The organism is Rhizobium sp. CRRU65, from assembly GCF_048551595.1.
Lineage (GTDB): Bacteria > Pseudomonadota > Alphaproteobacteria > Rhizobiales > Rhizobiaceae > Rhizobium > Rhizobium leguminosarum_J.
The window spans coordinates 509865-536568 of record NZ_JBLYZH010000002.1; the positions used below are offsets into that span (position 1 = coordinate 509865).

Consider the following 26704-nt stretch of genomic DNA (forward strand, 5'->3'; position numbering starts at 1 on the left):
TGTCCGCTCTTCTCCCCGGTGGGCAGAAGAAGGGAATTCCTGCTAGGCGCTCAAGACCTCGTCGCCCGGCCGCACCTGTAGCTCGTAAAGCGCCTTGTAGCGCCCGCCGAGCGACAGCAGCGCCTCATGCGTGCCGCGCTCGACGATCCGGCCGTCTTCGACGAACAGGATCTGGTCGGCATGCATCAGCGAACTCAGGCGGTGAGCGACGATGATCGTCACGCGGTCGGCGGCGTAGCGGCGCATGGCGCCGCGAATGCGCTGCTCGGTGGCCGCATCGATTGCCGCCGTCGAATCGTCGAATATCATCACTGCCGGTTTCAGCATCAGCGCGCGGGCGATCGAAAGACGCTGCCGCTGGCCGCCCGACAGCGAAACGCCGCGCTCGCCGACGACGGTGCCGTAACCTGTCGGAAGGCCGAGCACGTAATTGTGCAGCTGGGCGCTTTCGCTGGCGCGTTCGATCCGGCCTTCCTTCGCCCACGGGTCGCCATAGGCGATGTTGTTTTCAATCGTCGTGGTGAACAGGAAGGAATCCTGCTGTACGACGGCAACCGCCCGGCGCAGCGATTGCAGCGTTGCCTTGCGGATGTCCTGGCCGTCGATGGTGATCTTGCCGCCGCTGACGTCGTAAAAGCGGGGGATAAGATGGGCAATGGTCGACTTGCCGCTGCCGGGAGGCCCGACGATGCCGATCGTCTGGCCGCGCCTGGCTTCGAAGGAGACATCGTTAAGAACGGTGCGCTTTTCAGAACCCGGATAGGCGAAGCTGACGTTTTCGAAGCGCAGCACGCCGTCGGTAAGGTTCAGCTCCTTGGCATCCGGCGCATCCTTGATCGCGACGTCGAGGTCGAGCAGGGCAAAGAGGCGCGAGCCGCAGGTGGAGGCGCGGGCAAAGGCATTGACCATCAGGCCGAGCTGGCGCACCGGCATCTGCAGGATGGTCATGAAGGTCAGGAACGAGGCCAGCGTGCCGACGGTGATTTCGCCCGACATCACCTTGCCGCCGCCGACCCACAGAACCAGGCCCATCGCCGCGAAGAAGGAGAGGGTCATGGCGCTGGTGTTGGTGACGCGGATGCCGACGCGCTGATGGGCAAGTGCCAGCGCGCTCTTCGATGCGGCCTCGAACTTCGAAATTTCGTGTTGGTGGGCGGCAAAGGCGCGCACGACGCGGATGCCGCCGAGATTTTCCTCCATGATGCGGGTCAGCACCGAAAGCCGCTCCTGCAGGTCGAGCCAGGTGGCGCGCAGCTTGAGCTGCGTCACCGACGAGCGCCAGCCGACAAAGGGCACGAAACTCATCGCCAGCAGGCCGAGCAGGATATCGGTCGACAAGAGCATATAGGCGCCGATGCCGATCAGGATCGACAGCAGGATCATCCGGACGAGTGCGGTGGAAAAGTACATGCGCACGCCTTCGAGATCGAGCAGGCCGACGGTGATCAGGTCGCCGGAATGCACGGTGTCATGAAAGCTGAAAGAAAGTCGCTGGATCTTCTCGTAGCAGGCCAGCCGCAATTCGTAGCCGATGTGATGGCCGACGGCTTCGCTGTAATAGTTCTGGACCATGGTGAAGAGGCCGCGCAGCACGCTGGCGCCAAGCAGCAGCAGCGCCGTGGTCAAAAGCGCGTCCTGTGCCGCCTGGCCCGCGGCACCGCCGGTCATCGCCATCTGCGTGTGGTCGACGGCGTGGCCGAGAAGGCGCGGGATCATCAGCTGGAAGGTCGAGGCGACCAGCGTGGCGCCGATCGCAAAGCCGGATTGCCAGGGGTGGCGGAAGGCCATCATGGTGATACGCACCAATGTGAAGAGGCCTCGGCCCCAGCCTGCCGCAGTTGCAAGCGCCATCGAAGCCGAAGGCTTCGTCGCGCGTGTTAACGCATCGCTGCTCACGGTATTTTTTCCAATAGATGTGTGGTCGGACGCTGGCCCGAAAAGACGGCAAATCCATGAAGGGATTGATAGCATCTGCACTTTTGCCGATTCCATTTGGGGGTTCAAGTAAAGAATTCACCAGTTGGTTATTTTTACGTGAGGTCGCCTCGCATCCGGGCGGGAACAATCTGCGCGCGAACGGGTTGCAGCAGGCGAACGCCAACCGCCGACCGCTACCGGAGAGAGCCATGCCGCTCAAAGCCCTCGCCCTCAACGCCACGCTGAAGACCAGCGACGCCAAGGACGCGTCCTCGACCGACCGGATGATCGGTCTGATCGACAAGGCGATGTCCGCTCACGGCGTCGTGACCGAAGTGCTTCGCCTCGCCGATTTCAACGTCAAGCCGGGCGTCACCTCCGACGAAGGCGCCGGCGATGACTGGCCTGATATTCGCGCCAAGGTGCTCTCCGCCGATATCCTGCTGATGGCGACGCCGATCTGGCTCGGTCAGCCATCCAGTGTCTGCAAGCGGGCGCTGGAGCGCATGGACGCCTTCCTCGAGGAGACGGACGATCAGGGCCGCATGGTCTCCTATGGCAAGGTCGCGACGGTTGCCGTCGTCGGCAATGAGGACGGCGCCCATCATGTGTCGGCCGAGCTCTTCCAGGCGCTGAACGACGTCGGTTTCACCATTCCGGCCAATGCAGTCGCCTATTGGGTTGGCGAGGCAATGGGGTCCACTAATTTCGTCGATCTCGACAAGGTGCCGAAGGTCGTGACCAATGCCGTCGACATGCTGGCCCGCAACACGGCGCATCTGGCGGGCCTGCTGAAGGCAAAACAATATCCGGGCGAGGGCAGTTGAGGCCGCCGCCGAGCTGACATTTTTAAGTTCGATTCCCGGCTCGGGAAGCACAGGTCGACCGAGCTTCCGCGGAATACCTCTAAATTATGTTTTATTTCAATATCTTGCAGATAAGTGGCAACAAACCTCTTGCCACCTGCGCCATTTAGCGCTTTCATACACTACCAGTTTGATAGACTATGGACGAGCGTGCTTGCTCCCCTAGTTTCGTTGCGGGGCCGCTGGTTCGGAGCCCGATGCCGCGGCAGGTGTTGTGCATGGCCGCATGAACCTCATCAACGCGTGAACCACTGTTTTATGCGTTGAAACCTCGATCGACCCAGGGTGCGGATGAAGCCGCAAAGGAGTTGCGATGACGGTTCAGGGACTTTTTTCCGCCAGAGCCAATGCGGCGGCGCAGATATCAGCCGTGCCGCGCATTGCGATCGTCGGGCGCGGCTTTTCCGGGATGATGACGGCCATCGCATTGATGAAGACAGTGCGCGCCCCCTTCCACCTGCAGCTGTTCGATCCGAATTCGTCGGTCAGCGGTGGGCAGGCGCTGGCCTCGGTGCGTTCCTCGACGATCCTCAACACCCGTGTCCGGGATCTCTCGGTCTCGGTCGGCGACAATGACGATTTCAACGACTGGCTCTGCAGCAACGCCGCTTTCCGCGCCGCCGTGCCGGCCGCCATCCCCGGATTCCGGCAGATCTTCGTGCCGAAGGAGATCTTCAGCGATTATGTCTACCAGCGCTTTTCGGAAGCACTGGCCGCGCGCAGGGATATCACCGTCCAGGTCTGCAACGATCCGGTCGTGGCGATCCGCAGGAGCCACGGCAACCGCTTCCTGCTCGAAAGCGCCAATCCCGCCAATCCGCTGTTCGATACCGTCATCCTCGCCACCGGCTACGGGCTGACGGCGCCCGATGCCGGCGGTGAGGACGCTTCGCCGGTCAGGGCCCAGCGCCTTGTCGCGCGGCCGCATGCGGTGCTGCTCGGCAGCGGCATCCGCGTCGTCGACCAGCTGCTGCAGCTGCGCGATTCCGGTTATGCCGGCCAGGTGACGATCGTTTCCCGGCGCGGCTTCCTGCCGCAGAGCCATACGCCGAATTCCGCCGATCCGGTCTTCCCGGCCGAAGCGCTGCCGCAGAGCCTGCCGGAGATCGTCCGCTTCATCCGTGAAGCCTGTCGCGAGGCGGAGGAAGCCGGGCGAAGCTGGCAATCGGTGATGAACGGCCTCAGAAAACATGCCCGCTCGCTTTGGCGCTCGCTGCCGGCCCGCGACAAGCATCAATTCAACCGCCACCTCAGGGCAATCTACGACAGCCATCGCAACCGCCTGCCGGAGGCCATGCACCTGCGCCTGAAACGCGAGCTCGCCGAAGGCCGCACGGTACTGCGCCGCGGCCGGGCCGGCCGCCGGGGCCTGAGCGGCCTGTTCTTCACGCCGGCCGGTTCCGCCGGAGAAGAGGTCATCCATGCCGAGCGCATCATCGATTGCCGCTGCCAGGCGCCGGACCTTTCAGCGCCCTTGATGCAGAGCCTGCTTTCCGCTGGCCTTGCCATGCCGGACGAGCTATCGCTCGGGCTCGCGGTCAATGCGCGCGGCGAACCCTTCCTTGAGGACGGTTCGACGGTGGCCGGGCTCTTTGCCGTCGGGCCGCTCGGCCTCGGCAGCCTGCCCGATATCGATCTTGTGCCGGAGATCGTCTCGCAGGCCTATGCCGCTGCCGACCGCGTTGGCGAGCGGTTCTACCCACAGGTCAAGGCCGTTTGAAATTACGGCTGCTTCGGAACTATCCGCCCCGTGCTGCGTTATAAAGCGCTGGTGACTCAGAGGGGCATATGGAAGTGCTAGATCGACATGACACGTCTCTCGACGAAGAGGGACGCTTTCGCCTTTTGGTCGATGCCATCACCGACTACGCTATTTATATGCTGAGCCCCGAAGGCATCGTCACCAGCTGGAACGCCGGCGCCCAGCGCTTCAAAGGCTACAAGCCTTCCGAAATTCTCGGCGAGCATTTTTCCCGTTTCTATCTGCCAGAGGACCGTGCCGCGGGGCTACCGCAGCGCGCGCTGGCCACGGCCGAGGAGCACGGCCGGTTCGAGGGAGAAGGCTGGCGCCGGCGCAAGGATGGCAGCCGCTTCTGGGCGCATGTGGTCATCGATCCGATCCGCCGTCCCTCCGGCGAGCTCATCGGCTATGCCAAGATCACTCGCGACCTGACCGAACGCCGGGCCGCCGAAAACGCCATCCGCCAGAGCGAGGAACAGTTCCGCCGGTTGGTCCAGGGCGTCTCGGACTATGCGATCTACATGCTCGATCCCGTTGGCAATGTCAGCAGTTGGAACTTCGGCGCCGAGCGGATCAAGGGCTATCGGCCGCAAGAAATTATCGGTCAGCATTTCTCGACCTTCTATACTCCCGAGGACCGCGAAGCCGGTTTGCCGGAGACCGCGCTCGGCATCGCGCGCGCCGAGGGCCGGTTCGAGAGGGAGGGCTGGCGCGTGCGCAAGGACGGCACCCGTTTCTGGGCCAGCATCGTCATCGACGCCATCCGCGACGAGGAAGGCGATGTGCTGGGTTTTGCGAAGATCACCCGCGATATCACCGAGAAGATGGAGACCCAGCGGGCACTGGAGCAGGCGCGCGAAGAGCTCTTCCAGTCGCAGAAGATGGAGGCGATCGGTCAGTTGACCGGTGGTATCGCCCATGATTTCAACAATCTGCTGATGGCCGTTCTCGGCAGCCTTGAAATCCTCAAGAAACGCATGCCGCAGGATCTCGCGCTGACATCGCTTGTTGATAATGCCATGCAGGGCGCCCAGCGCGGTGCCGCGCTGACGCAGCGCATGCTGGCCTTTTCCCGCCGCCAGGAACTGCACCTGGAGCCGATCGACGTCTCCGGTCTGGTCCGCGGGATGATGGATATGCTGAGCCGTTCGCTCGGTCCCCTGACCATGATCGAGACTTCTTTCCCCGTCAGGCTGCCGACGATCCTGACCGATCCGAACCAGCTGGAGATGGCGATCCTGAACCTTGTCGTCAACGCCCGCGACGCCATGCCGTCCGGCGGCCGGATTGTGCTTCGCGCATCCGAGGAATCGCTGCCATCAGGCAAGGGACCGTTGTCGCCTGGCCGCTACGTCCGTATCGCGGTGATCGATGAAGGCGAGGGCATGGACGCCAAGACGCTGGAGCAGGCGATCACGCCGTTCTTCACCACCAAGGGTGTCGGCAAGGGCACTGGTCTCGGCCTTTCCATGGTGCAGGGCCTTGCATCCCAGTCCGGTGGCCGCCTGATGATGAAGAGCAGCCTTGGCGAAGGCACGACGGCCGAATTGTGGTTCCCGGTCGCACTTGTCGAACAGGTGACCGAGGCCGCTGCCGAGCGGCCGCAACAGGTGGAAAATGCGCCGCGCCGGCTACGCATCGTCGCCGTCGACGACGATGGTCTGGTCCTGATGAATACGACGCTGATGCTGGAGGATCTCGGCCATACCGTGTTCGAGGCGATGGCGGGTCCCGAAGCGCTCGACATCCTGCGCGAGCAGCAGGTGGACCTGGTGATTTGCGACCATGCCATGCCGCGCATGACCGGCGCGCAGCTCGCTGAGGCGATCCGCAAGGATTGGCCCGACATGCCGATCATCCTCGCAACCGGTTATGCCGAAATCCCCGAAGGCGCCGGCATCGCCAATCTGCCACGCCTCGGCAAGCCGTTCTCGCAGGCGCAGCTCGCCGAGGCGATCAGCCGGGTCGCTTCATAAGGACGATCACTGCTGCCTTATGCGAGTGGCCCTCTCGCCGCGAACAATGAACACCAGCAATGCCAGCACCATCGCCGCCAGCCCATACCAGGTGATCGCGTAGAGGAGATGGTTGTTGGGGAAAGCGATGACGGTCAGGCCGCCGACAGGCAGGCCTCCCGGGTTGGCGGTGGCATCAGCGTCGATGTAATAGGGCGCGACCGTACCGACGCCGCGCTTTTGCGCGATCGCCGCGACATCGCGCGAATACCAGCGATCAGTGGCGACGTCATTGGATTTGAGCAGCGATCCCTTCGGCTCCGTCATCCGCATCAGCCCGGTAATCTCGACCGGGCCTGACACTTCGCCCTCGCGGCGCGAGCCCGGGTCGCGCCTCTCGGTCGGCACGAAGCCGCGATTGACGAGGATCGATGTGCCATCGGTCAGCATCAGCGGCGTCATCACCCAATAGCCCGGCCCAAGCACCGTCGAGGCATAGACCAGTGTTTCCTTGTCGTTCGCCAACGTCCCGGCCGCGGTCACCTGCCGGTATTCGTCATCAGTGGCATTGATCTTGTTCCAGTCGGCGCGTGCCGGTGCCTTTACGGGTGGCGCATGCACACGCTGGTCGACGCGGGCGACGAGGTCGCGTTTCCAGGCCAGCCGCTCGACCTGCCAGGTGCCGAGTGCCGCGAGTGCCGCAGCAAGCAGTATCAGGCAGACGGCGAAGATCGCGCGTTTTGCCCGATGACGCCGTCGATCCGATTTTTCCGAGGACGCCTGCGGGTGGCGCTGCCGCCGCCCCTTCGTCGTCGTCACGGCATGTTCTTCATCATCTCGGGGCTCATCGGCATCATGTTGGTGTTGAGATGATGCATGACCCAGAGCGAACCGGAGAGCGCGATGGCAACGATGATGAGGGTGAAAATCAGCGCCATGATCGTCCAGCCGCCCTCGCTCCTGGTATTCATATGCAGGAAGAAGACCATATGGACGACGATCTGGATGGCGCCGAGGCCCATCACCAGCACCGCCGTCACCGCCGGGCTTTCGAAGACGCCTGACATGACAAGCCAGAAGGGAATGGCGGTCAGGATGATGGAGAGCACGAAGCCCGTCATGTAGCTGCGGAATGTGCCATGGCCGGCCTGATGGCCGTGGCTGTGGCCGTGATGAGCCTCGTGGGCATCCTCATGGGCAGGTGCTTGCGAACTCATCCGAGAACTCCCAGCAGATAGACGAAGGAAAAGACGCCGATCCAGACGACGTCGAGGAAGTGCCAGAACATCGAAAGGCACATCAGGCGGCGGCGGTTGGCCTCGATCAACCCGTGCATCGACACCTGCACCATCAGCGTGATCAGCCAGATGATGCCGAAGGTGACGTGCAGTCCGTGCGTGCCGACCAGAGTGAAGAAGGAGGAGAGGAAGGCGCTGCGCGTCGGCCCGGCGCCTTCGTGGATCAGGTGGATGAACTCGTAGAGTTCGAGCCCGATGAAAGCTGCGCCGAACAGGCCGGTCACACCAAGCCAGAACAGTGTTTCCGCCTTGGCGTTGCGCTCCATCTGCAGCATCGCGAAGCCGTAGGTGATCGACGAAAACAGCAGCATCGAGGTGTTGAGGGCAACGATCGGCAGGTCGAAGAGATCGGCGGGCGACGGGCCTGCGGCATAGTTGCGGCCGAGCACGCCGTGCGTTGCAAACAGCACCGCGAAAATCAGGCAGTCGCTCATCAGGTAGAGCCAGAAGCCGAGATTGGTGCTGTTCTCAGGATGATGGTCTTCCGTCAGGTAGAATTCAGGCTTTTCGGCCGTGTCGATAGTCTGATCGCTCATGGTCATCACACCTGCTCGGCAAGCAACGCGGTGCGCTTGCCTTCCGTTTCGGTCACCTCTTCGGCGGGAATGTGGAAATCGCGTCCATAGTTGAAGGTATGACCGATCGCGACCACCAGCATGGCGACGAAGGAGACGACCACCAGCCACCACATATACCAGATCAGCCCGAAGGCGAGGGCGACGCTGATGGCCGACAGAATCGCGCCGGTGCCGGTATTCTTCGGCATGTGGATCGGCCGGAAGCCTTCCAGCGGACGCGCATAACCACGGTTCTTCATGTCGTACCAGCTGTCATGATCGTGCACGACAGGCGTGAAGGCGAAGTTGTAATCCGGCGGCGGCGAGGATGTCGACCATTCCAGCGTGCGGCCGTCCCAGGGATCGCCGCTATCGTCGCGCAATTCCTCGCGTTTCATGAAGCTGACGACGATCTGGATGAGAAAGGCGGCGATGCCAAGCGCGATCAGGCCGACGCCGAAGGCGGCGATGATGAACCAGATCTGCAGCGACGGGTCCTCGAATTGGCTGACGCGGCGGGTGACACCCATCAGGCCGAGCACGTAGAGCGGCATGAAGGCGAACCAGAAGCCGATCTGCCAGAACCAGAAGCTCATCTTGCCCCAGAAGGGATCGAGCTTGAAGCCGAAGGCCTTCGGGAACCAGTAGTTCACGCCGGCGAACATGCCGAAGAGAACGCCGCCGATGATGACGTTGTGGAAGTGGGCGATGAGGAACAGCGAATTGTGCAGCACGAAGTCGGCCGGCGGCACGGCAAGCATGACGCCGGTCATGCCGCCGATGACGAAGGTCACCATGAAGCCGACCGTCCACAGCATCGGCACCTCAAAGCGGATGCGGCCGCGATACATGGTGAAGAGCCAGTTGAAAATCTTCGCCCCTGTCGGGATCGAGATGATCATCGTGGTGATGCCGAAGAAGGAGTTGACGCTGGCGCCCGAACCCATGGTGAAGAAGTGGTGCAGCCAGACGATGTAGGACAGAATCATGATCACGCAGGTCGCGTAGACCATCGAGGCGTAGCCGAAGAGGCGCTTGCCGGAGAAGGTGGCGACGACTTCCGAGAAGATGCCGAAGGCCGGCAGCACGAGGATATAGACTTCCGGATGGCCCCAGATCCAGATGAGGTTGATGTACATCATCGGATTGCCGCCAAGGTCGTTGGTGAAGAAGTTCGTCCCGGCATAGCGGTCGAGTGACAGGAGGGCCAGCGTTGCCGTCAGGATCGGGAAGGAGGCGACGATGAGCACGTTGGTGCAAAGTGCCGTCCAGGTGAAGACCGGCATCTTCATGAAGGTCATGCCCGGAGCGCGCATCTTGACGATGGTGGCGATCAGGTTGATGCCCGAAAGCGTCGTTCCCACACCGGCCACCTGCAGACCCCAGATATAATAATCGACGCCGACGCCCGGACTGTAGGCCGCCCCCGACAGCGGCGGGTAGGCGAGCCAGCCGGTCTGGGCGAATTCGCCGATGAACAGCGACAGCATGATGATGATCGCGCCGGCGGTGGTCATCCAGAACGAGAAGTTGTTGAGGAAGGGGAAGGAGACGTCGCGCGCGCCGATCTGCAGCGGCACCACGAAGTTCATCAAACCGGTGACGAAGGGCATCGCCACGAAGAAGATCATGATGACACCGTGGGCGGTGAAGACCTGGTCGTAATGGTGCGGCGGCAGATAGCCCTCCGAACCGTTGAAGGCGATCGCCTGCTGGATGCGCATCAAGATCGCGTCGGAGAAGCCGCGCAACAGCATGATGACGGCGAGGATCACATACATGATGCCGATCTTCTTGTGATCGACGCTGCAGATCCAGTCGCGCCAGAGCGGACCCCAGAACTTGAAATAGGTGATGATGCCGAGCACCGCGAGGGCGCCGATGACGACGCCGATGAAGGTCACGACCAGGATCGGCTCGTGATAGGGGATGGCATCGAGGGTCAACCGGCCGAAGACGAACTTCAGGAGGTCAGGATTGGAAAACATGGAACAACCCGTTCATTATGTCTTGCGACGCAAAGCGCCAGGTTAATTGTTATTGTTGAGCTGCGCCGGCGCCGGATCGGCGCCATTGCTCATGCCGGGCATGGAATGACCCTCGTGCTGCATGTCCATTCCGGGCGTGCTAGGCATGCCGGGCATGTCGTGCTGCATGTTGTTGCCGTCGGTCCGCTCGGCGGGCTCGCTGCGTGCCGGAGCCCCGGTCGCCGGCACGGTGGCGGCGGGCGCCACGATGCCTTCGTCGGCATGACGGTCGTCGTATCGCAGCTTCTCGCGGTTCTCGGCACTTTCCTTGCCGCCGCCGCCCATCATGTCGATATGCATCATCTCGTTCATGCACATCTTGCCCGGAGCGGCGCACATGTTGAGGATGGCGTTGTAAAGGTCGCCATCGGCGCCGGCATAATAACGCACCGGCTCCTTTTCGCTCGGCTTCTCGAGCTTCAGATAGGCGTCGCGGTTGAGCATCGTGCCCTGCTGCTTGACCTGCGCCACCCAGGCGTCAAAGCCCTCTTGGGTAAGGCCGTGGAACTTGAAGCGCATGTGCGAGAAGCCGCTTCCGCTGTAATTGGCGGAGAAGCCCTCATATTCGCCTTGCTTGTTGATGACGGCGTGCAGCTTCGTCTCCATGCCGGGCATCGCATAGATCTGGCCGGCCAGGGCAGGGATATAGAAGGAATTCATCACCGAGGAGGCGGTGATCTTGAAATTGATCGGCATGTCGACCGGGGCGGCGAGTTCGTTGACGGTGGCGATGCCGAGATCGGGATAGAAGAACAGCCACTTCCAGTCGAGCGCCACGACCTCGACGTTCAACGGCTTGGTATCGGCCGGAATGGCGCGCTCCGCATCGAGGCGGTCGAGCGGGCGGTAGGGATCGAGCTTATGGGTGGAAATCCAGGTCACGGCGCCGAGCGCGATGATGATCGCCAGCGGCGCTGCCCAGATCACGATTTCGAGGCGGGTCGAATGGTGCCATTCCGGCGCGTAGGTGGCGGCCGTATTGGAGCGGCGGTAGCGCCAGGCGAAGAACAGCGTCAGGAAGATCACCGGGATGATGATCAAAAGCATCAGCACCGTCGAGATGACGATGAGATCGCGCTGTTGCGCGGCGATGTCGCCTGATGGCGCCATGACCACCATGTTGCATCCTGCCAGGAAAAGCAGCGGCAAGACGGATAGAAGGCGGGAAAACTTCACGAGTTTTAGCACGTCTCTAAGCTCTTGTTGTTTCGTTCGTTCCGCGACTAACGCACTGGACCTGATAGCGACATGAGGTGTTTGGTCGCAGTGCAGCAAGCATGCCGCATTGCGGCATAAATCGTGTTGCACTACAGCTTTGAAATCCTGATGAATTCAAGAAGGATTCTTTGGCGAGCGCATGTTTCAATCAATATATCCGCCAGAGCCGGCCATGCCAGCGTTCCCATCCGAAAATCGCCGGTCGGATCACGCTATTTTTTCCGCCCACGCCTCATTTTGAGCCGCCATGATGAACTATTTACGTCTTACGGACTTGATAAGCCTGCGGGTTTGATCAAGATCAGGCTGAGGCGCCTTGCCGAAAGCGCTTCAACGAGGGAGGCGTTTTATGGCTACAACATCGAATTATGGACCATCGTCGTCGTCGCTGGAACGCGACGCGCGGCGCATTCACGACGACAAACCGGTTTCGCCTGGTAGTATCGCCATCGGCGTGGTGATCGGCCGCATGTCGGAGTTCTTCGATTTCTTCGTTTACGGCCTCGCTTCGGTCCTGGTCTTTCCACAGCTGATCTTCCCCTTCGCGCCGGACAGGCTGACGGGTACGCTCTATTCCTTCGCCATCTTCTCGCTGGCCTTCCTGGCCCGCCCCGTCGGCTCCGTCGTCTTCATGACGATCGACCGGCTGTACGGCCGTGGCACCAAGCTGACGATCGCGCTCTTCCTGCTCGGCGGCTCCACCGCCTCGATCGCCTTCCTGCCGGGTTACGAGGAGATCGGCGCCTGGTCGATCGCATTGCTGGCGCTTTTCCGTCTCGGCCAGGGCTTCGCGCTCGGCGGCGCCTGGGACGGCCTTGCCTCGCTGCTTGCGCTCAACGCGCCGGCCAAGCACCGCGGCTGGTATGCGATGATCCCGCAGCTCGGCGCGCCGATCGGCTTTGCGCTGGCCAGCACCCTGTTCGGTTATTTCGTCGCCAATCTTTCCAGTGAGGATTTCCTCTCCTGGGGCTGGCGTTATCCCTTCTTCGTCGCCTTCGCGATCAACGTGGTGGCACTGTTTGCGCGGTTGCGCCTCGTCATGACCAAGGAATTCGGCACGCTGCTGGAACAGCACGAGCTGGAAGCAGCCCCTATCCTCGATGTGCTACGCGTTCACGGCCGCGACATCCTGATCGGCGCCTTCGTGCCGCTCGCGAGTTTTGCCATGTTCCACCTCGTCACCATCTTCCCGCTCGGCTGGATGAGCCTTTACGGCAACCAGCCGATCGGCGCCTTCATGGTGGTGCAGGTGGTCGGCGCCGCGGTCGGCATCATCACCATCATCGCCTCGGGCCTGATCGCCGACCGTATCGGCCGGCGCGCCCAGCTTGCAATCTGCGCCGTCATCATCGCCGTCTTCAGCTTTATCGGGCCGAGCCTGATCGCATCCGGCAATAGCGGCCATGACGCTTTCGTCATCATCGGCTTCGGCGTGCTCGGCCTTTCCTTCGGCCAGGCGACGGGCTCGATCTCGTCCCGCTTTGGCCGCGGCTATCGCTATACGGGTGCAGCCTTCACCTCGGATCTTGCCTGGTTGATCGGCGCCGGTTTCGCGCCGCTGGTGGCGCTCAGCCTTTCCAGCCGCTTCGGCCTGACCTTCGTCGGCTACTACCTGCTGTCCGGCGCCATCTGCACGCTTGCAGCCCTCGCCTTCAGCAGGGCACTGGAACAGCGCGAATAGACGGACTTGCATACCGGCCTGCATGGAAAACCATGCAGGCTTTCGTTTTCGGGCAGCGCGGTTCTATTATTGAATGCATTGCAATCTATAATTAAAGGCAAGACCGGCGGCTGGTCCGTCGTCATCCAGCAATGGCCGCCGACACGATGAATGCGTTTTTACTGCGCCATTTGCGGCTGTTTCGCCGCCCGGGCCGCGGTCAGTTCCGCCGTGGTGTGGTTCAGGCGGTCGGCCAGCACCCGCATGATTTCCACGGCCATCTCCGGAAAATCGCTGAGCAGCTTCAGAAAGTGCTCCTTGCTGATGCGCAGCACTTCGAGCGGCGAGGTGGCGCGCACCGTTGCCGTGCGCGAGACATCGCAGAGAATGGCGATTTCGCCAACGATGGAATTGGGTTCGACGTCAGCGACCTTGATCTCGCCCGCCGGCGAGGCGACGACGATATCGGCCGTGCCCGTGAGGATGACATAGGCGGCATCACCGACATCGCCCTGATGGAAGAGGTCCTGTCCGGCCTTGTAGGTCATGCGATCGGAGGTAAAGGCCAAAAGCTTGAGCTTTGCTGGCGCGATCCTTGAAAAGATCGGCACCCTTCGCAGCATTTCGACTTCGTCTCTCAACAGCATGAGCGTTTCAATCCCCTGACGCAGGGTCCCACGGGACCAGGCATCTTCAAACTTCGAGGCGTTCCCAACGGGAACACCCACCATCGCCGCCCCTATAGAATATTACGATAACAGTTCCTTGAACATCCCGTTTTTCTCGGAAAGTTCCGGAAAGTTTCCGGCTTCCGCCAATCCGCCGCGGTCGAAGAGCAGGATCCGGTCGAACATCTCCGCCAGCCGGGCATTGGAGAGCACCCAGATGATCGCCGGCCGATGGCCTTCCTCGTGCAGGTTCTCGATGATGTTGCGGGTGATCTGATCCTGAACGCGCTGGTCGAGCGCCGACAGCGGCCGGTTGAAGATGAAATAATCCGAGCGCTTCAACAGCGCGCGGGCCAGGTTCAGCTTCTGCCGCTGCACCATCGTCAGCCGTTTGCCGCCGGAGCCGACGTCGAATTCGAGGCCGATCGACAGCACGTCGTCATAAAGATCGAGCGCATCGAAGAGTTCGCCCATGATGGCGCGGAGGCGGTCGGAGGCGTCAGCCTGCTGATAGGCGATACGGCCGAACAGCACATTGTCCATCAGGCTTGCCGACGGGGTGAAACGCTCGGCGTCGTAGCGCTCGATCAGCTCGGCGAGATCGGCCGGAATATGCTCGTGGAACTGCTTGCGGGCGCTGACGATCTTGTCCATCAGCTCGTTCGTCAGCAAGCCGAAGCGGTGGCGCGGCTCGATATAGGCAAAACTCAGCCGGATGATGGCCGAACGCTCCTCGGGCGTGGCGTCCTCGAAGCGGCGGCTTTGCAGCTTCTGCAGCAGCGCCTGGTAGGTCGGAATGTCGTCGGCCGTCATGAAGGTCAGCTGCTGGAAGAAAGGATGGTCCGGCGGCAGGTCGTGGAAGAGTTCCACCGCGTTCTCGGCGATCTCGAGGCCCATGTCGTAGAGATCGGTGCTGAGCCCGGTCTCACGGAAGAGCTGCTGGAAATAGGGATGCGCGGCAAGCCTGCGGTTGGTCATCAAAGGCCGTTTCATCGTGCCGAAGAGCAGGTTCTCGCCGACCGTCGCCTGGGCGTTATAGGCGTCGAAATCGAAAGGCACGACGATGGTGTCGAGCCCCTCGTCGCGCAGCCGGTCCCTGAGCGAGGCGCGCAGCGCCACGACGTGCTCGCCGAGCGCCACATGCACGTCGGTGTTGACGGTCGAGCGCAGCGCCAGGTCGAGGATGTCCTGCGAGATCAGCACGGCGTCGAGCACCGGGCGGATCGCTTTTAGAATGTCCTCGGGCCCGCTGGCGCCGGCGGCCTTGTAGTCCACCCAGTCGCTGTTGAGGTCGAGCGTCGGGTTGCCGGCCTTCTCCGCCTCGGCGGAATGCCATTTATACTCCAGCGCTTCCCGCTCGTCGTAAACGGGATCGGTCATCGGCGCATGTTTCAGGCCGTAGAGCAGATTGCTGGCGAGCGTGCCGTGGAAGAAGAAGGTGTCGGACGAGGCATAGGAGATGCGCCGGCCGGTGATCGATTCCGGCATCTCGAGGAGATCGCGGCCGTCGATGGTGATGCGGCCGGAGTCCGGCCAGACCATGCGGCCGAGCGCTTCGGCGAAGGCTTCCGCGCCGCTACCGTTCGGCCCGACGATCGCCACCGTCTCGTTCGGCTTGATCTCGACGGAGACGTGGTCGACGAGGCGGGCGCCGCTGTCGTCGGAGAGCGACAGGTTGGTGACCACGAACGCGCCCGTCAGCGCGCCGACCGGGGCGGTTGCGAGTTGCTGAATGCGGCTGTCGATCAGCGGCTCGATATTGAACTGCTCGTAGACCTGCTGGTACTTCACCTGCACGTCCTGGCGCATCTGGTCCCAGTCGATCAGTTCCTTCAGCGGACCGGGCAGGTCCTTGTAGGCTGATATGACGGCGACGAGCTGGCCGATGTCGAGGCGGCCCTGCAGCGCCAGATAGCCACCGATGGCGTAAAACAGGAAAGGCGTGACCTGGGCGAGGAAATTGTTGATGAACTTCACCAGGAACTTCCACTGGTAAAGGTCGTAGCGGATCGAGAAGATCCGGCCGAGCCGCGAGGCGATGTCGGCGCGTTCGAGGTTGGATGTGTCGTTGCCGTGGATCGTGCCGATGCCCTCGACGATTTCGCCGACGCGACCGGAGAGCTCGCGCGCCGTCAGCTGCCGCTGGCGGCCGAGTTCGAGCAGGCGCTTGCGCATGCGGGGAATGACGATCGCCTGCACGCCGACAATGCCGGCGGCGATCATGCCGAGCCAGAAGTTCTGGACGATGATGAAGGCGAGCGCCGTGATCGCCTGGCCGCCGAGAAGGGCAGGGGAGACGAAGGCATCGCCGGTGAAGCCGCCCATCGGCTCCACCTCGTCCTTGATCATGGTGGCGATTTCGGCCGATTTGACCCGCTTGAAGTGAATGGGCGGAAAGCGCAGCACCCGGTCGATCAGCTCGAAGCGGATACGGCGCAGCATGCGCTCGCCGAGCCGGCCCTTATAGGTGTTGATGTAGAATTTGAAGAGGCCGTTCAGCACCACCAGCGCCAGAAACACCAGGCTGAGGGCCATCAACATCTGGAAGCGGTTGAGCTGCAACCCTTGAAAGAATTCGACGTGGCCGATCAGAGGCAGGTCGTAGGCGATGTGCATGAAGGTCTGCGTGGCGCCCGGGCCCTCGAAGCCGTCACCCTGGATCGGTCCGTTGACGATCTGCTTCGGCAGGTCGAAGGACAGGAAGTAGGGCACCATCGAGGCGGCGACGACAGCCAGAATCCACAGCTGCTGCAGCCGCGTGTTCTTCCAGATGTAGCGGGCGAGGCTTTTTTCCATGGCTAACCGTCAGCTTGCTGGGAAATTCCGGGGGCGCGATCCGGGCGCCGGGACGGGGAGGAATTCTAAGGACAGGATCATGCAGCCGGACCGCCGATATCGCAATGAAAACAAGGCGAAAGGACCGGCTGCAAAAGTGCCGATTCTCGCCGGAACATTGCTTATACCACAGGAATTTTGGATTAGGCGAGGGATTCGGCAATCATGGAGCGAATGATGGAGGCGGTTTTCTCCGCCCCGTCGAGGTCGAGCGAGACCGGCCCCCGTGGCTGAGCGGCGAGCGCCTTTTCGACCGCCTCTTTCACATGGCCCGCCGTCAGGCCGGTTTCCGGCAGGATATCGGCAAGCCCGAGCGCCTGCAGCCGTTCGGCACGCACCGTCTGCTCGGTCTCGCCGCCGGCGACGAAGGGAATGAGGATCGCCCGGCATTGGGTGCGCAGGAGATCGCCGACCGTGTTGTAGCCTGCCTGCGAGATCGACACCTTGGCGCCGCGAAGCAGCGAGGGAAAATCCCTGCGGAAGCGCACCAGCGTCACATTCGGGGCCGCGCCCTCCAGCAGCGCGGCGAAATCGGCCTCAGGCAGGTTCGGGCCCGCGACCAGCAGCCAGCGAAGATCGTCGGGCAGCAGCGCTGCCGCCTCTTTTGCCGCGCCGATCAGCGCGGCGCCGACCGCGCCGCCGCCCGCCGATGCGATGATGTCGAATGTCTCGGTCGGTTCGGGCGCCGGCGGGGCAGCGACGAGGCCGGTGTAACGCAGCCTGTCGGCGATCTCTGAAGTCAGCGGGAAGGTGTCCTCAAGCCGGATGAAATCCGGATCGCCATGGACGAGCACGGCATCGAAACGATCCTTGACCAGCGTGGCGGTCTCCGCGTCGCGGCCGGCCTTGCGGTTTTCCTGCAGGATGTCGCGCACCGAGCTTAGAAGTTTCGGCCGCGGTTCTGCCTTGTCGATCGCCTCGAGCAGCGGCAGCAGTTCGAAGCGCATCTGTCGCCGGCCAAACGGGAAGGCTTCGATGATGACGACATCGGGCCTTGCGGCATGAAAGGCATCGAGTAGCAGCTGGCGGCGGGCATGGAGGAAATCCTCGTCGGCCGGCCGGCCATCGGCATCGGCGAGACCGGAAAAACCGGCATTGCTGGCAACGACCGCCGGCAGGGCCACGGTCTTTACGCCTTCGCCCGGAAAGCCCGGCACCGGCAGGCCGCCGGTCACGACCGTGACGTCGAAACCGTCCTTGACGAGCGCGTTGGCGATGCGGCTGGCGCGGGCGATGTGACCGATGCCGAGCAGGTGCTGGACGTAGAAGAAGATACGCGGTGCCGTCATGACGCCTTCTGCCATTCGGCCTCGAACAGGCCGGTGAGCTGTCTGATGCTGGAGTGATAGTCGAAATATTGGCGCACCTGGCGTTCGGCGGCATCGCCGAGCCGCTTGCGCAGCGCCGGGTCGCGGATCGCCGCCTCCAGCGCTGCGGCGAGGTTTACCGGGTCGTCTGGCGGCACGACGAGGCCGTTTTCACCGTTCTTCAGCAGTTCCGGCACGCCGGATACTTCGGTCGACAGGCAGACCAGCCGTTGGCTGGAGGCCTCGACCAGGACGTTCGGCAGGCCATCGCGGTCGCCGTTGGCGGCGATCCGGCAGGCGAGCGCGAAGAGGTCGGCGCGGCGGTAATGATCGAGCACGTCTTCCTGGGCCATGGCGCCCTTCCAGACGATGCGGCCGGAGATCCCGAGTTCAGTGGCCAGCGCCTTCAGTTTCGCAAGCTCCTCGCCGCCGCCGATATGGTCCATGCGCCAGTGAAGCTCGGCGGGCAACAGCGCCAGCGCCCGCAGCAGCACGTCGTAACCCTTCTTCTCGACGGCGCGGCCGACGCTGAGGATGAAGGCCGGATCGTCCGGGTCGCTGCCGGTCCGGTCCGAGCGCTCGCCGGCAAAATGGCCGAAGCGGGCGAGATCGAGACCGTGGTAACTCAAATGCACGGCCTCCTTGCGTGACGTCAACGCGCGCATATGGTCGTAGCCCGTCCTGGTGCAGGTGACGGTCCAGCGGGCGCTGCCTAGTTTCTCGTTCAGCTCCCAGTCTGGCGACGTCCATATGTCCTTGGCATGCGCCGAACAGGTCCAGGGCGTTCCCGTGAGGATGCTCGCATATTCCGTCACCGAGGCCGGCGTGTGGATGAAATGGGCATGCAGCCATTCGCCCTCGTCCGGCCATTCGCGCCCCAGCACCAGCGCCTGGCCGAGACGCCGGAAGCGGTTGCGGGAGATGTCGCGCTTGAGGTCGGCGAGGAAGCGTTTCATCAGCGCCTTGAAGCCGGGTTTGGAGAGGCCGGCGCTGAGGCCCTTCAGCACGCGGATCGGCTCCTCGTGCAGATATTCCGGCAGATAGACGACGCGCGCCCGGATCTCCTCATGCACGGGATGGCGCTTCTTGTCGGTCGGCCGGCGCATGGAAATCAGCGTCAGGTCGAAGCCGGCCTTTTCGAGGCCGAGCAGCTCCTGGGCGATGAAGGTTTCCGAAAGGCGGGGATAGCCCTTCAGCACGACGAGGATCTTGCGGCGTGGCGGCAAGGCCGTGCCCTATTCCGCGCCGACGAGGGAAAGGTGGCTGCCGCGGCCGTCGATCCAACGGCCGACGGTCTGGGAGATATGGTCCAGCCCTTCGAGACGCATATTGCCGCCGCTCTTCGACGGTGGCTGGCGCGAAGGCAGACGCTTCAGCGCTTCGGCCATGACCGTGGGGTCGACCGACTGATCCGGCAGCAGCATGTCGACGAGGCCGAGCTCGCTTGCCCGCAGGGCGCGCAGCAGCTGCTCTTCGCGCGGCTTGACGCGCGGCACGATGAGGGCCGGCTTGTCGAAGGAGAGGATCTCGCAATAGGTGTTATAACCGCCCATGGCAACGACGCCGGTCGCGCCGTCGATCAGCTCTTCCATGTGGTTGTCGAACTCGATCACCTCGATATAGGGGATGGCTTCGCCCTTTTGCACCAGCTTGGCGCGCTCGGCGGCCGGCATATAGGGCCCGAGCACGACGAGCGCCTTTTGCGTCAGCGTCGGATCGGCCTCGTAGGCGTTCATGACATCATGGACGAGATCGGAGCCGTCGCCGCCGCCGCCCGTGGTGACGAGGATGTAGTTGTCCTTGCGGGCGTTGATCGAGGTCTTGCCCTTGGAGACGCTGCGCTGCAGGAAGCCGACGAAATCCATCTTCCGGCGCAGGCTGGCCGGGACGTCGAGGCCGATCAGCGGATCGTAGAAATCCGGCGGACCATAGACCCAGACGCTGTCGTAATATTGGTCGATCTTCTGCATGACGCTGTTCTTCTTCCACTCGGCCTCGAGCAGATGCGGCGCGTCCATGATCTCGCGCAGCCCCAGCACCAGGACGGTGCCGCGGGCCTTGAGATAGGCGAGCGTATCCTCGACCTCGCCCTTCAGTCCCATCGGTTCCTTGTCGACGATGAAGATATCGGGCTGGAAGGTCTCGGCCGTGTGGCGAATGCTCGATTCGCGCATCTTCAGCGTCTCGTGCAGGTCGATATGGCTGGCGAGCGAGGTATATTCGCCGTTGCGGAGCTTGATGACGCTCGGGATCTTCACGAAGTCGACACGGGCGCGGTAGTCGAAGGCGCCGGCGATGGTGGCACCCGAAATGATCAGGATATTGAGGCCGCGATAATCCTCGACCAGCGCATGGGCAATGGCGCGACAGCGGCGCAGATGGCCGAGACCGAAAGTATCGTGGCTGTACATGAGGATGCGCGCATCTTCGAGACGTCTGGACATTGGCATCCCTTCTGGGGTCAGCAACATAGTTAGTAACCCCACCGTCCGGAGGCCAAGAGGTGGGGGCGGTGCCGTGATGCGCCGCCGCGTTTCCTGCTATTTGTAGGGATCTGCCGCGTCACGCAAGCCATCTCCCAGAAAGTTGAACGCCAAAATGACAAGAACAACAGGAATGATCGGATAGAGCAGCCAGGGATAGAAGGCGATGACGCTGACGCTTTTTGCCTCGGTCAGCAGAATGCCCCAGCTGGTGATTGGCGGACGAAGGCCGAGGCCGAGGAAGGAGAGCGCGGTCTCCCCAAGGATCATGCCGGGGATTGAAATCGTCGCCGAAGCAATGAGATGCGACATGAAGCCCGGCACCAGATGCCGGCCGATGATGCGCGGCGTGCTGGCGCCCATCAGCTGCGCGGCCTGGACATAATCCTCCTCGCGCAGCGCCAGGAGCTTGGAGCGCACGGCGCGCGCGAGCCCCGTCCAGTCGATGATGCCGAGGATGACTGTGATGCCGAAATAGATGACGATCGGGCTCCAGGTCACCGGCATGATGGCAGCCAGCGCCATCCACAGCGGCAGGCTCGGCAGCGATTGCAGCACTTCGATCAGGCGCTGGACGATGAGATCGAAGACGCCGCCGCGGTAGCCGGCAAGGCCGCCGATGACGATGCCGAGCACGAAGCTGATCGAAATGCCGATCAGACCGATCGTCAGCGATATCCGCGCGCCGTAAAGAATGCGCGAGAGCACGTCGCGGCCGAGCCGGTCGGTGCCGAGCAGGAACATCTGGCCGCCGATCGCCGGGCAGACCAGATGATAGTTCGACGTGACGAGACCCCAGAATTTATAGGCGTCGCCGCGGCAGAAGAAACGGATCGGCTGCACGTCGTTCGGCCTGTCGGTATAGACGCGGTGCAGCGTGTCGAGATCGAGCGTCATGCCGCGGCCGTAGACGAAGGGACCGACGAAGCTGCCCTTGTCGAAGAAATGGACGGCCTGCGGCGGCGCGTGGATGAAATCGACATTGCGCGTGTGCAGGCCGTAGGGCGCCAGGAACTCGACGATCAGGATCATCAGGTAGACGGCGGCGAGAAAGATGCCGGAGATCAAGGCGAGCTTGTGCTGCTTGAATTTCCACCACATCAGCTGCTTTTGCGAGGCGAGATGGATGCGCGATTGCGCCGACGTCATCGATTCGGTCGCAAGCGGATCGAAAGGCGCGGTCGAGACGTAATGCGGAAGCGGCGCGCCGGGTGCGGGAAGGGGCGACATTATTTGGTGCTCCTGCCTTGCAGACGGATGCGGGGATCAAGGAAGCCCAGCGCGATGTCGGAGATCAGCACGCCGATGACGTTGAGGAAGGCCAGGAACATCAGGAAGGAGCCGGCCAGATACATGTCCTGGCTCTGCAGCGCCTTGATGAGCATCGGCCCCGTCGTTTCCAGCGACAGCACGATCGCGACGATCTCGGCGCCCGAGATGATCGACGGCAGGATCGAGCCGATATCGGCGACGAAGAAGTTGAGCGCCATGCGCAGCGGATATTTGACCAGCGCCTTCAGCGGCGGCAGGCCCTTGGCGCGGGCGGTGACGACATACTGCTTCTGCATCTCGTCGAGCAGGTTGGCGCGCAGCCGCCGGATCATGCCGGCCGTGCCGGCCGTGCCGACGATGATCACGGGGATCCACAGGTGAGAGAGGATCGACCGCGCCTTCTCCCAGCTCATCGGCGCCGAGATATATTGCTGGTCCATCAGATGGCCGATCGAGATGCCGAACCAGATATTGGCGAAATACATCAGGATCAGCGCCAGCATGAAGTTCGGAACGGCGATCCCGAGCAGGCCAAGGAACGTCAGCCCGTAATCACCCCAGCTGTACTGGTGCGTGGCCGAATAGATGCCGATCGGAAAGGCGATCAGCCAGGTGAGCAGGATCGTCGTGAAGGAGACGAGCATCGTCAGCCACAAACGATCGCCGACGACGTCCGAGACCGGCAGCTGGTATTCGAAGGAATAGCCGAAATCGCCGTGCAGCATGCCACCGACCCAGTAGAAATAGCGCACGATCTCCGGCTTGTCGAAGCCGTATTGCTGGCGCATCTCCTCGATTTCCTGGAGGTTGGCGGTCTCGCCGGAGGCACGCAGCTCGGCGATCTGGCTCTCGAAGAAGTCGCCGGGCGGCAGTTCGATGATGGTGAAGACCAGCGCCGAAATGACGAAGAGTGTCGGCACCATGGCGGCGATGCGCCAGAGAATGTATCTGAGCACGCCTCAGGCCTCCTTGTACCAGAATGCATCCGGCATGTAGACGCCGAGATAGGAGGTGGGATCGAAGCCGTAGAGCGCTTTCTCCGGCAGGTTCTGCAGCTTGGCGGCGCAAAGAACGGGCTGCAGCGTGCTGTTGATGAGACCGATCGAGAACACCTGCTGCGTGTAGAGCGCCAGCATCTTGTGCCAGATCACCTGGCGCTCCTCGAATTTCGCCGTCGAGCCCCATTGGCCAAGCAGGTCGACGAGTTCGGCTGCCTCCGGCAGATCAGGCGCGACGCCCTCCTGGCCGGCGGAAAGGTAATGCATGCCCCAGAGCGGCCATTGCAGCTGATCGTCGAGCGTCGGCGCAAGGCCGGCCGGCGACATGTCGGCCGTCGGCACGCCATTGTCGAGGCCGTACCAGATCGACATCATGATCGAACCGCTCATGGCGCGGTTGCGGAAGACGTCGCGCTGCGAGGTCCGGGTATAAAGCGCCAGGCCGATATTGGCCCAGTGGTCGTGCACCAGCTCCAGCACGTCGGTGTCGAGATTGCTCTCGCCGGCGGTCTCGACGGTGATCTCGGCGCGCCGCCCGTCGGGCAGCAGCCGCATGCCGTCGTCGCCGCGTTTGGTCAAGCCGAGCTCGTCGAGCAGACGGTTGGCCTCGTCGGGATCGAACTTCACGAAGGCGTCGGCATATTCCTGCTTGAAGAGCGGGCTGTCGGGCAGGACGGTATCGGCGCTTGGCGTGCCGAGGCCGTAAAAGGCGACCATGTTGACCTCGTGCCGGTCGATCGCCAGCGACAAAGCCCGGCGCAGGCGCGCGTCGCGGAAGAGGCCGCGCCATACCTCGTCGGCGCAGTTGAGGTTCGGCAGCAGCGTGATGCGCGAGCCGCGCGCGAGCTTCCAGAGATTGACCTTTACCGGGAAGCGCTTCTCGGCCTCCTTCAGGAAGGTGTAGTCGTTGAAATCGATGCCTGTCACCTGCAGGTCGGCTTCGCCTGCACCCGCCTTGGCGGCGATGATCGACGAGGAGGAGACGTTGAGGATGAAACGGTCGAGATAGGGAAGCTGCCGGCCGGTTTCGTCGACGCGGTGGAAGAACGGGTTGCGCTCGAAGACGAACTGCTCGGACGGCAGCGGCGTCGTATTGCGCCAGGGATCGAGCGTCGGCAGGTTCGGATTTTCCGGACGGTAGGAACGCGCCATCTTGATGTGCAGATCCTGCCACTTCTTGACGCGGTAGGTCTTCATCATCTCGTCCATCTTCGCCTGGTCCGGCTGGAATTTCTTGTGGAACTGCTTGAGATAATGACCGGGGCCGAAGATGACGAGCGGCTGCGGGCCGGCCAGCGTCGGCAGGAACATCGGGTTGGGTTTTTCCCAGGTGTAGCGCACGGTCAGCGGATCGAGCATTTCGAAGCGCGGCAGGCTGCCGTGCGGACGAAGCTCCAGCGCGCCGCCGCCGGGCGTCAGCTTGTCGTTCAGAATGACGTCTTCCCACCAGTAGCGGAAATCGTCGGCCGTGAACGGCTGGCCGTCGGACCATTTATGGCCCTCGCGCAGCGTGAAGGTGAAGACCGTGTCGTCCTCGGACTGGAAGGAAGCCAGGATGTCCGGCTGGAACTGCAAGTGCTTGTTGTAGCCGACCAGGCGGGCATAGCCGTAGATCGTCATGAAGCGGATGTCGCGCTGGCTGCCGATAATGGTGCGCACCGTGCCGCCGTAGGCACCGGGTTCGAGCCCCATCTCCTTGAGATTGACGATACGCGGGCGGGCGGGAATGCGCTCGGCCATCGGCGGCAGGCTGCCTGATGTCAGCCGCTCCTTGAGGAATTCCGGCTCGCTGGCCTGTCCGGCGCGAAGCACCGCGGGCGCGATCGCCGCACCGACGAGGCCGCCGAGAAAGATGCGACGCGTCACCATCAGCGCAACTCCCTGATATCGGCGCCCTTGCGGGCGCGCACCAGATGGCCGTCGCCGAGATCGGCATAGGCAAGCTCGGAAGCGTCGTCGTGCTCGGCGGTGAAGGTCGCGCCCCAGTTCTGCTTGTCGGCGGCGCCGTTTTCCCTGAGCGCCTTGAAATCGAGCGGCCGGTCGAGATCGGGGAAGGGGACGGCGGCGAGCAGCGATTTCGTATAGGGGTGCACCGGATCGCGCAGGATGATCTCGCGCGGCGCGATCTCGACGATGCGGCCCTTGCACATCACCGCGATGCGGTCGGCCATGTAATCGACGACGGCGAGATTGTGCGAAATGAACAGATAGGTAAGCCCCAGTTCCTTCTGCAAGTCCTTCAACAGATTGAGGATCTGCGCCTGCACGGAGACGTCGAGCGCTGAGACCGGCTCGTCGAGAATGACGAGCTTCGGGCCGAGCGCGAGTGCGCGCGCGATACCGATGCGCTGGCGCTGGCCGCCCGAAAAACTGTGCGGGTAACGGCTGAGATAACGCTTGTCGAGGCCGATTGCCGCCATCAGCCCCTCGACCTTGCGCTTGCGCTCGTCGCTGTCGCCGCGGTCATGGATCTCGAGCGGTTCGCTCAGGATGTTGCGCACCGTCATACGCGGCGAGAGCGAGGAGACCGGATCCTGGAACACCATCTGGATCTTGGTGCGCATGTCCTGCAGTTCGGCGCCCTTGACGGAGAGGACGTCGACGACCTCCTTGCCGTCGTTAAACACCACCGCGCCGCTGTCCGGCGTGATGGCGCGCATCAGGATCTTGCTGAGCGTCGTCTTTCCGCAGCCGGACTCGCCGACCAGACCAAGACATTCGCCGCGGCGGATGTCGAAGCTGACGTCGTCGACGGCTCGCAGGACGGTGGCTTCGTGCTTGCCGAAGAAACTGCGCTTGCGCGTCTTGTATGTCTTCGAGAGGTTGGCAACGGATAGCAGGATGCCCGGCGCCTCCGCCTGCAGGGGCTTCTTCTTGCCGACCAGGGCTTCGAGATTGACCGTTACATCGCGCAGCGCTTTCAGTCGCTCGCCGGGTTTCATGTCGAAATGCGGAACGGCGGCCATCAGGCCCTTGAGATAGGGATGCTGCGGATTGCGGAAGATCGCTTCGACCGGTCCTGCTTCCATGATCTCGCCGTGATAGATGACGACCACCTCGTCTGCCATGTTGGCGACGATGCCGAGATCGTGGGTGATGAGCAGCATCGCCATGCCGAGCTTGGCCTGCAGCTCGCGGAGCAATTCGAGGATCTGCGCCTGGATCGTCACGTCGAGCGCCGTCGTCGGCTCGTCGGCGATCAACAGCGCCGGCTTGCAGATCAGCGCCATGGCGATCATCGCGCGCTGGCGCATGCCGCCGGACAGTTCGAACGGATACATGTCGTAGGTGCGATGGGGGTTGGAAAAGCCGACCAGGCCGAGCATCTCCTCGGTCTTTTCACGGGCTTCCTGCTTGTCGGCTTCGGTATGGATCAGCAGCACTTCGCTGATCTGGTTGCCGATCGTATGCAGCGGCGAGAGCGAGGTCATCGGCTCCTGGAAGATCGTCGCCATGCGCCGGCCGCGCAGGTCGCGCATTTCCTCGCTGTCGCGCGGAAAGGATAGGATATCGGTCGTGGAGCCGTCGAGCGGATCGGTGAACAGGATGCTGCCCGTGGCCTTGGCCGGATTGGGCAGGATGCCCATGATCGACTGGCTGATCACCGATTTTCCCGAGCCGGATTCACCGACGAGAGCGGTGACCTTACCCGGAAGAATGCGAAGATTGGCTTGTTTTACGACGCGTAACCGGTCACCGAAAACCGAGAAGGAGACGTCGAGATTTTCAATACGCAACAGATCGGCTGCAGACGCCATACCAATGAAATTCCCCAGTCTTCTATGTTCCCGTTAAGTCACACTATCGTACCGCAAACGGGGTGTCTAGCTGATGACAATCATAGAAAAACCCCCACGTCCCGCCGAAGTTCCCAAGGCGTGACGCGCAGATTATGACAAGGG

At 62.6% G+C, this 26704-nt stretch carries 19 protein-coding genes; 4 read left to right on the forward strand and 15 right to left on the reverse strand.

Features of this window, described 5'->3' with window-relative positions:
* Window positions 1-42 precede the first annotated feature (42 nt).
* Window positions 43-2004 (reverse strand): ABC transporter ATP-binding protein, encoded by a 1962-nt coding sequence (locus ACM5SV_RS05615; protein ID WP_222017038.1) that lies wholly within the window; start codon window positions 2002-2004, stop codon window positions 43-45.
* Between the two features lie 122 nt (window positions 2005-2126).
* On the opposite strand from ACM5SV_RS05615, the gene ACM5SV_RS05620 reads away from it, so the two are divergent.
* The 3 genes from ACM5SV_RS05620 to ACM5SV_RS05630 all read left to right on the forward strand — a co-directional run bounded on the left by ACM5SV_RS05620 (window position 2127) and on the right by ACM5SV_RS05630 (window position 6500).
* Complete coding sequence (locus ACM5SV_RS05620) at window positions 2127-2744, forward strand: flavodoxin family protein (RefSeq protein WP_222017036.1); 618 nt, start codon at window positions 2127-2129, stop codon at window positions 2742-2744.
* A 352-nt stretch (window positions 2745-3096) separates the two neighbouring features.
* Entirely contained in the window at window positions 3097-4503 is a 1407-nt protein-coding gene (locus tag ACM5SV_RS05625; protein WP_222017033.1) for an FAD/NAD(P)-binding protein, read from the forward strand.
* 68 nt (window positions 4504-4571) lie between these two features.
* The gene (locus tag ACM5SV_RS05630; protein ID WP_419425114.1) at window positions 4572-6500 is read left to right on the forward strand and encodes a PAS domain S-box protein; all 1929 of its coding nucleotides are present in this window, start codon (window positions 4572-4574) and stop codon (window positions 6498-6500) included.
* Window positions 6501-6506: 6 nt separating this feature from the next.
* On the opposite strand, the gene ACM5SV_RS05635 is transcribed toward ACM5SV_RS05630, so the two are convergent.
* Genes ACM5SV_RS05635 through cyoA form a run of 5 tightly spaced genes read right to left on the reverse strand, consistent with a single transcriptional unit; the run spans window position 6507 to window position 11549 of the window.
* Window positions 6507-7298, reverse strand: coding sequence for an SURF1 family protein (locus ACM5SV_RS05635; protein ID WP_222017028.1), 792 nt, complete (start codon window positions 7296-7298; stop codon window positions 6507-6509).
* A complete protein-coding gene (gene cyoD / locus ACM5SV_RS05640) occupies window positions 7295-7696 on the reverse strand; it encodes a cytochrome o ubiquinol oxidase subunit IV (protein ID WP_012763555.1) in 402 nt (133 codons plus the stop codon). Before cyoD ends, ACM5SV_RS05635 begins: the two co-directional genes overlap by 4 nt.
* Window positions 7693-8313: a cytochrome o ubiquinol oxidase subunit III gene (gene cyoC / locus ACM5SV_RS05645; protein ID WP_025397699.1), complete on the reverse strand. Its 621-nt coding sequence runs from the start codon at window positions 8311-8313 to the stop codon at window positions 7693-7695. Before cyoC ends, cyoD begins: the two co-directional genes overlap by 4 nt.
* A gap of 5 nt (window positions 8314-8318) precedes the next feature.
* Window positions 8319-10322 carry a cytochrome o ubiquinol oxidase subunit I gene (gene cyoB / locus ACM5SV_RS05650; protein ID WP_128439092.1) on the reverse strand — a complete coding sequence of 668 codons (2004 nt, stop codon included), beginning with the start codon at window positions 10320-10322 and terminating at the stop codon, window positions 8319-8321.
* Window positions 10323-10364: 42 nt separating this feature from the next.
* On the reverse strand, window positions 10365-11549 hold the full coding sequence (gene cyoA, locus ACM5SV_RS05655; protein ID WP_222005185.1) for a ubiquinol oxidase subunit II: 1185 nt from the start codon (window positions 11547-11549) through the stop codon (window positions 10365-10367).
* Window positions 11550-11928: 379 nt separating this feature from the next.
* Here cyoA and ACM5SV_RS05660 point away from each other — a divergent pair, with 379 nt between their 5' ends.
* Window positions 11929-13260 (forward strand): MFS transporter, encoded by a 1332-nt coding sequence (locus ACM5SV_RS05660; RefSeq protein WP_003553508.1) that lies wholly within the window; start codon window positions 11929-11931, stop codon window positions 13258-13260.
* Between the two features lie 158 nt (window positions 13261-13418).
* Here the strand turns inward: ACM5SV_RS05660 and ACM5SV_RS05665 are convergent, their stop codons facing one another.
* The 9 genes from ACM5SV_RS05665 to ACM5SV_RS05705 form a co-directional block, all read right to left on the reverse strand.
* Entirely contained in the window at window positions 13419-13886 is a 468-nt protein-coding gene (locus ACM5SV_RS05665) for a cyclic nucleotide-binding domain-containing protein (RefSeq protein WP_012763550.1), read from the reverse strand.
* Between the two features lie 102 nt (window positions 13887-13988).
* On the reverse strand, window positions 13989-16703 hold the full coding sequence (locus ACM5SV_RS05670; RefSeq protein WP_222017025.1) for an ABC transporter ATP-binding protein: 2715 nt from the start codon (window positions 16701-16703) through the stop codon (window positions 13989-13991).
* A gap of 182 nt (window positions 16704-16885) precedes the next feature.
* On the reverse strand, window positions 16886-18031 hold the full coding sequence (locus ACM5SV_RS05675) for a glycosyltransferase family protein (protein ID WP_260690378.1): 1146 nt from the start codon (window positions 18029-18031) through the stop codon (window positions 16886-16888).
* Window positions 18028-19275 carry a glycosyltransferase gene (locus ACM5SV_RS05680; RefSeq protein ID WP_222005188.1) on the reverse strand — a complete coding sequence of 416 codons (1248 nt, stop codon included), beginning with the start codon at window positions 19273-19275 and terminating at the stop codon, window positions 18028-18030. The genes ACM5SV_RS05675 and ACM5SV_RS05680 overlap by 4 nt, the downstream gene beginning before the upstream one ends.
* A 9-nt stretch (window positions 19276-19284) precedes the next feature.
* A complete protein-coding gene (locus tag ACM5SV_RS05685; RefSeq protein ID WP_222005189.1) occupies window positions 19285-20493 on the reverse strand; it encodes a glycosyltransferase family protein in 1209 nt (402 codons plus the stop codon).
* Window positions 20494-20589: 96 nt separating this feature from the next.
* The gene (locus tag ACM5SV_RS05690) at window positions 20590-21762 is read right to left on the reverse strand and encodes an ABC transporter permease (protein WP_221961543.1); all 1173 of its coding nucleotides are present in this window, start codon (window positions 21760-21762) and stop codon (window positions 20590-20592) included.
* Entirely contained in the window at window positions 21762-22760 is a 999-nt protein-coding gene (locus tag ACM5SV_RS05695; protein ID WP_003553525.1) for an ABC transporter permease, read from the reverse strand. Before ACM5SV_RS05695 ends, ACM5SV_RS05690 begins: the two co-directional genes overlap by 1 nt.
* 3 nt (window positions 22761-22763) lie before the next feature.
* A complete protein-coding gene (locus ACM5SV_RS05700; protein ID WP_222017022.1) occupies window positions 22764-24671 on the reverse strand; it encodes an ABC transporter substrate-binding protein in 1908 nt (635 codons plus the stop codon).
* The gene (locus ACM5SV_RS05705; protein ID WP_222017020.1) at window positions 24671-26560 is read right to left on the reverse strand and encodes an ABC transporter ATP-binding protein; all 1890 of its coding nucleotides are present in this window, start codon (window positions 26558-26560) and stop codon (window positions 24671-24673) included. The genes ACM5SV_RS05700 and ACM5SV_RS05705 overlap by 1 nt, the downstream gene beginning before the upstream one ends.
* Window positions 26561-26704 lie beyond the last annotated feature (144 nt).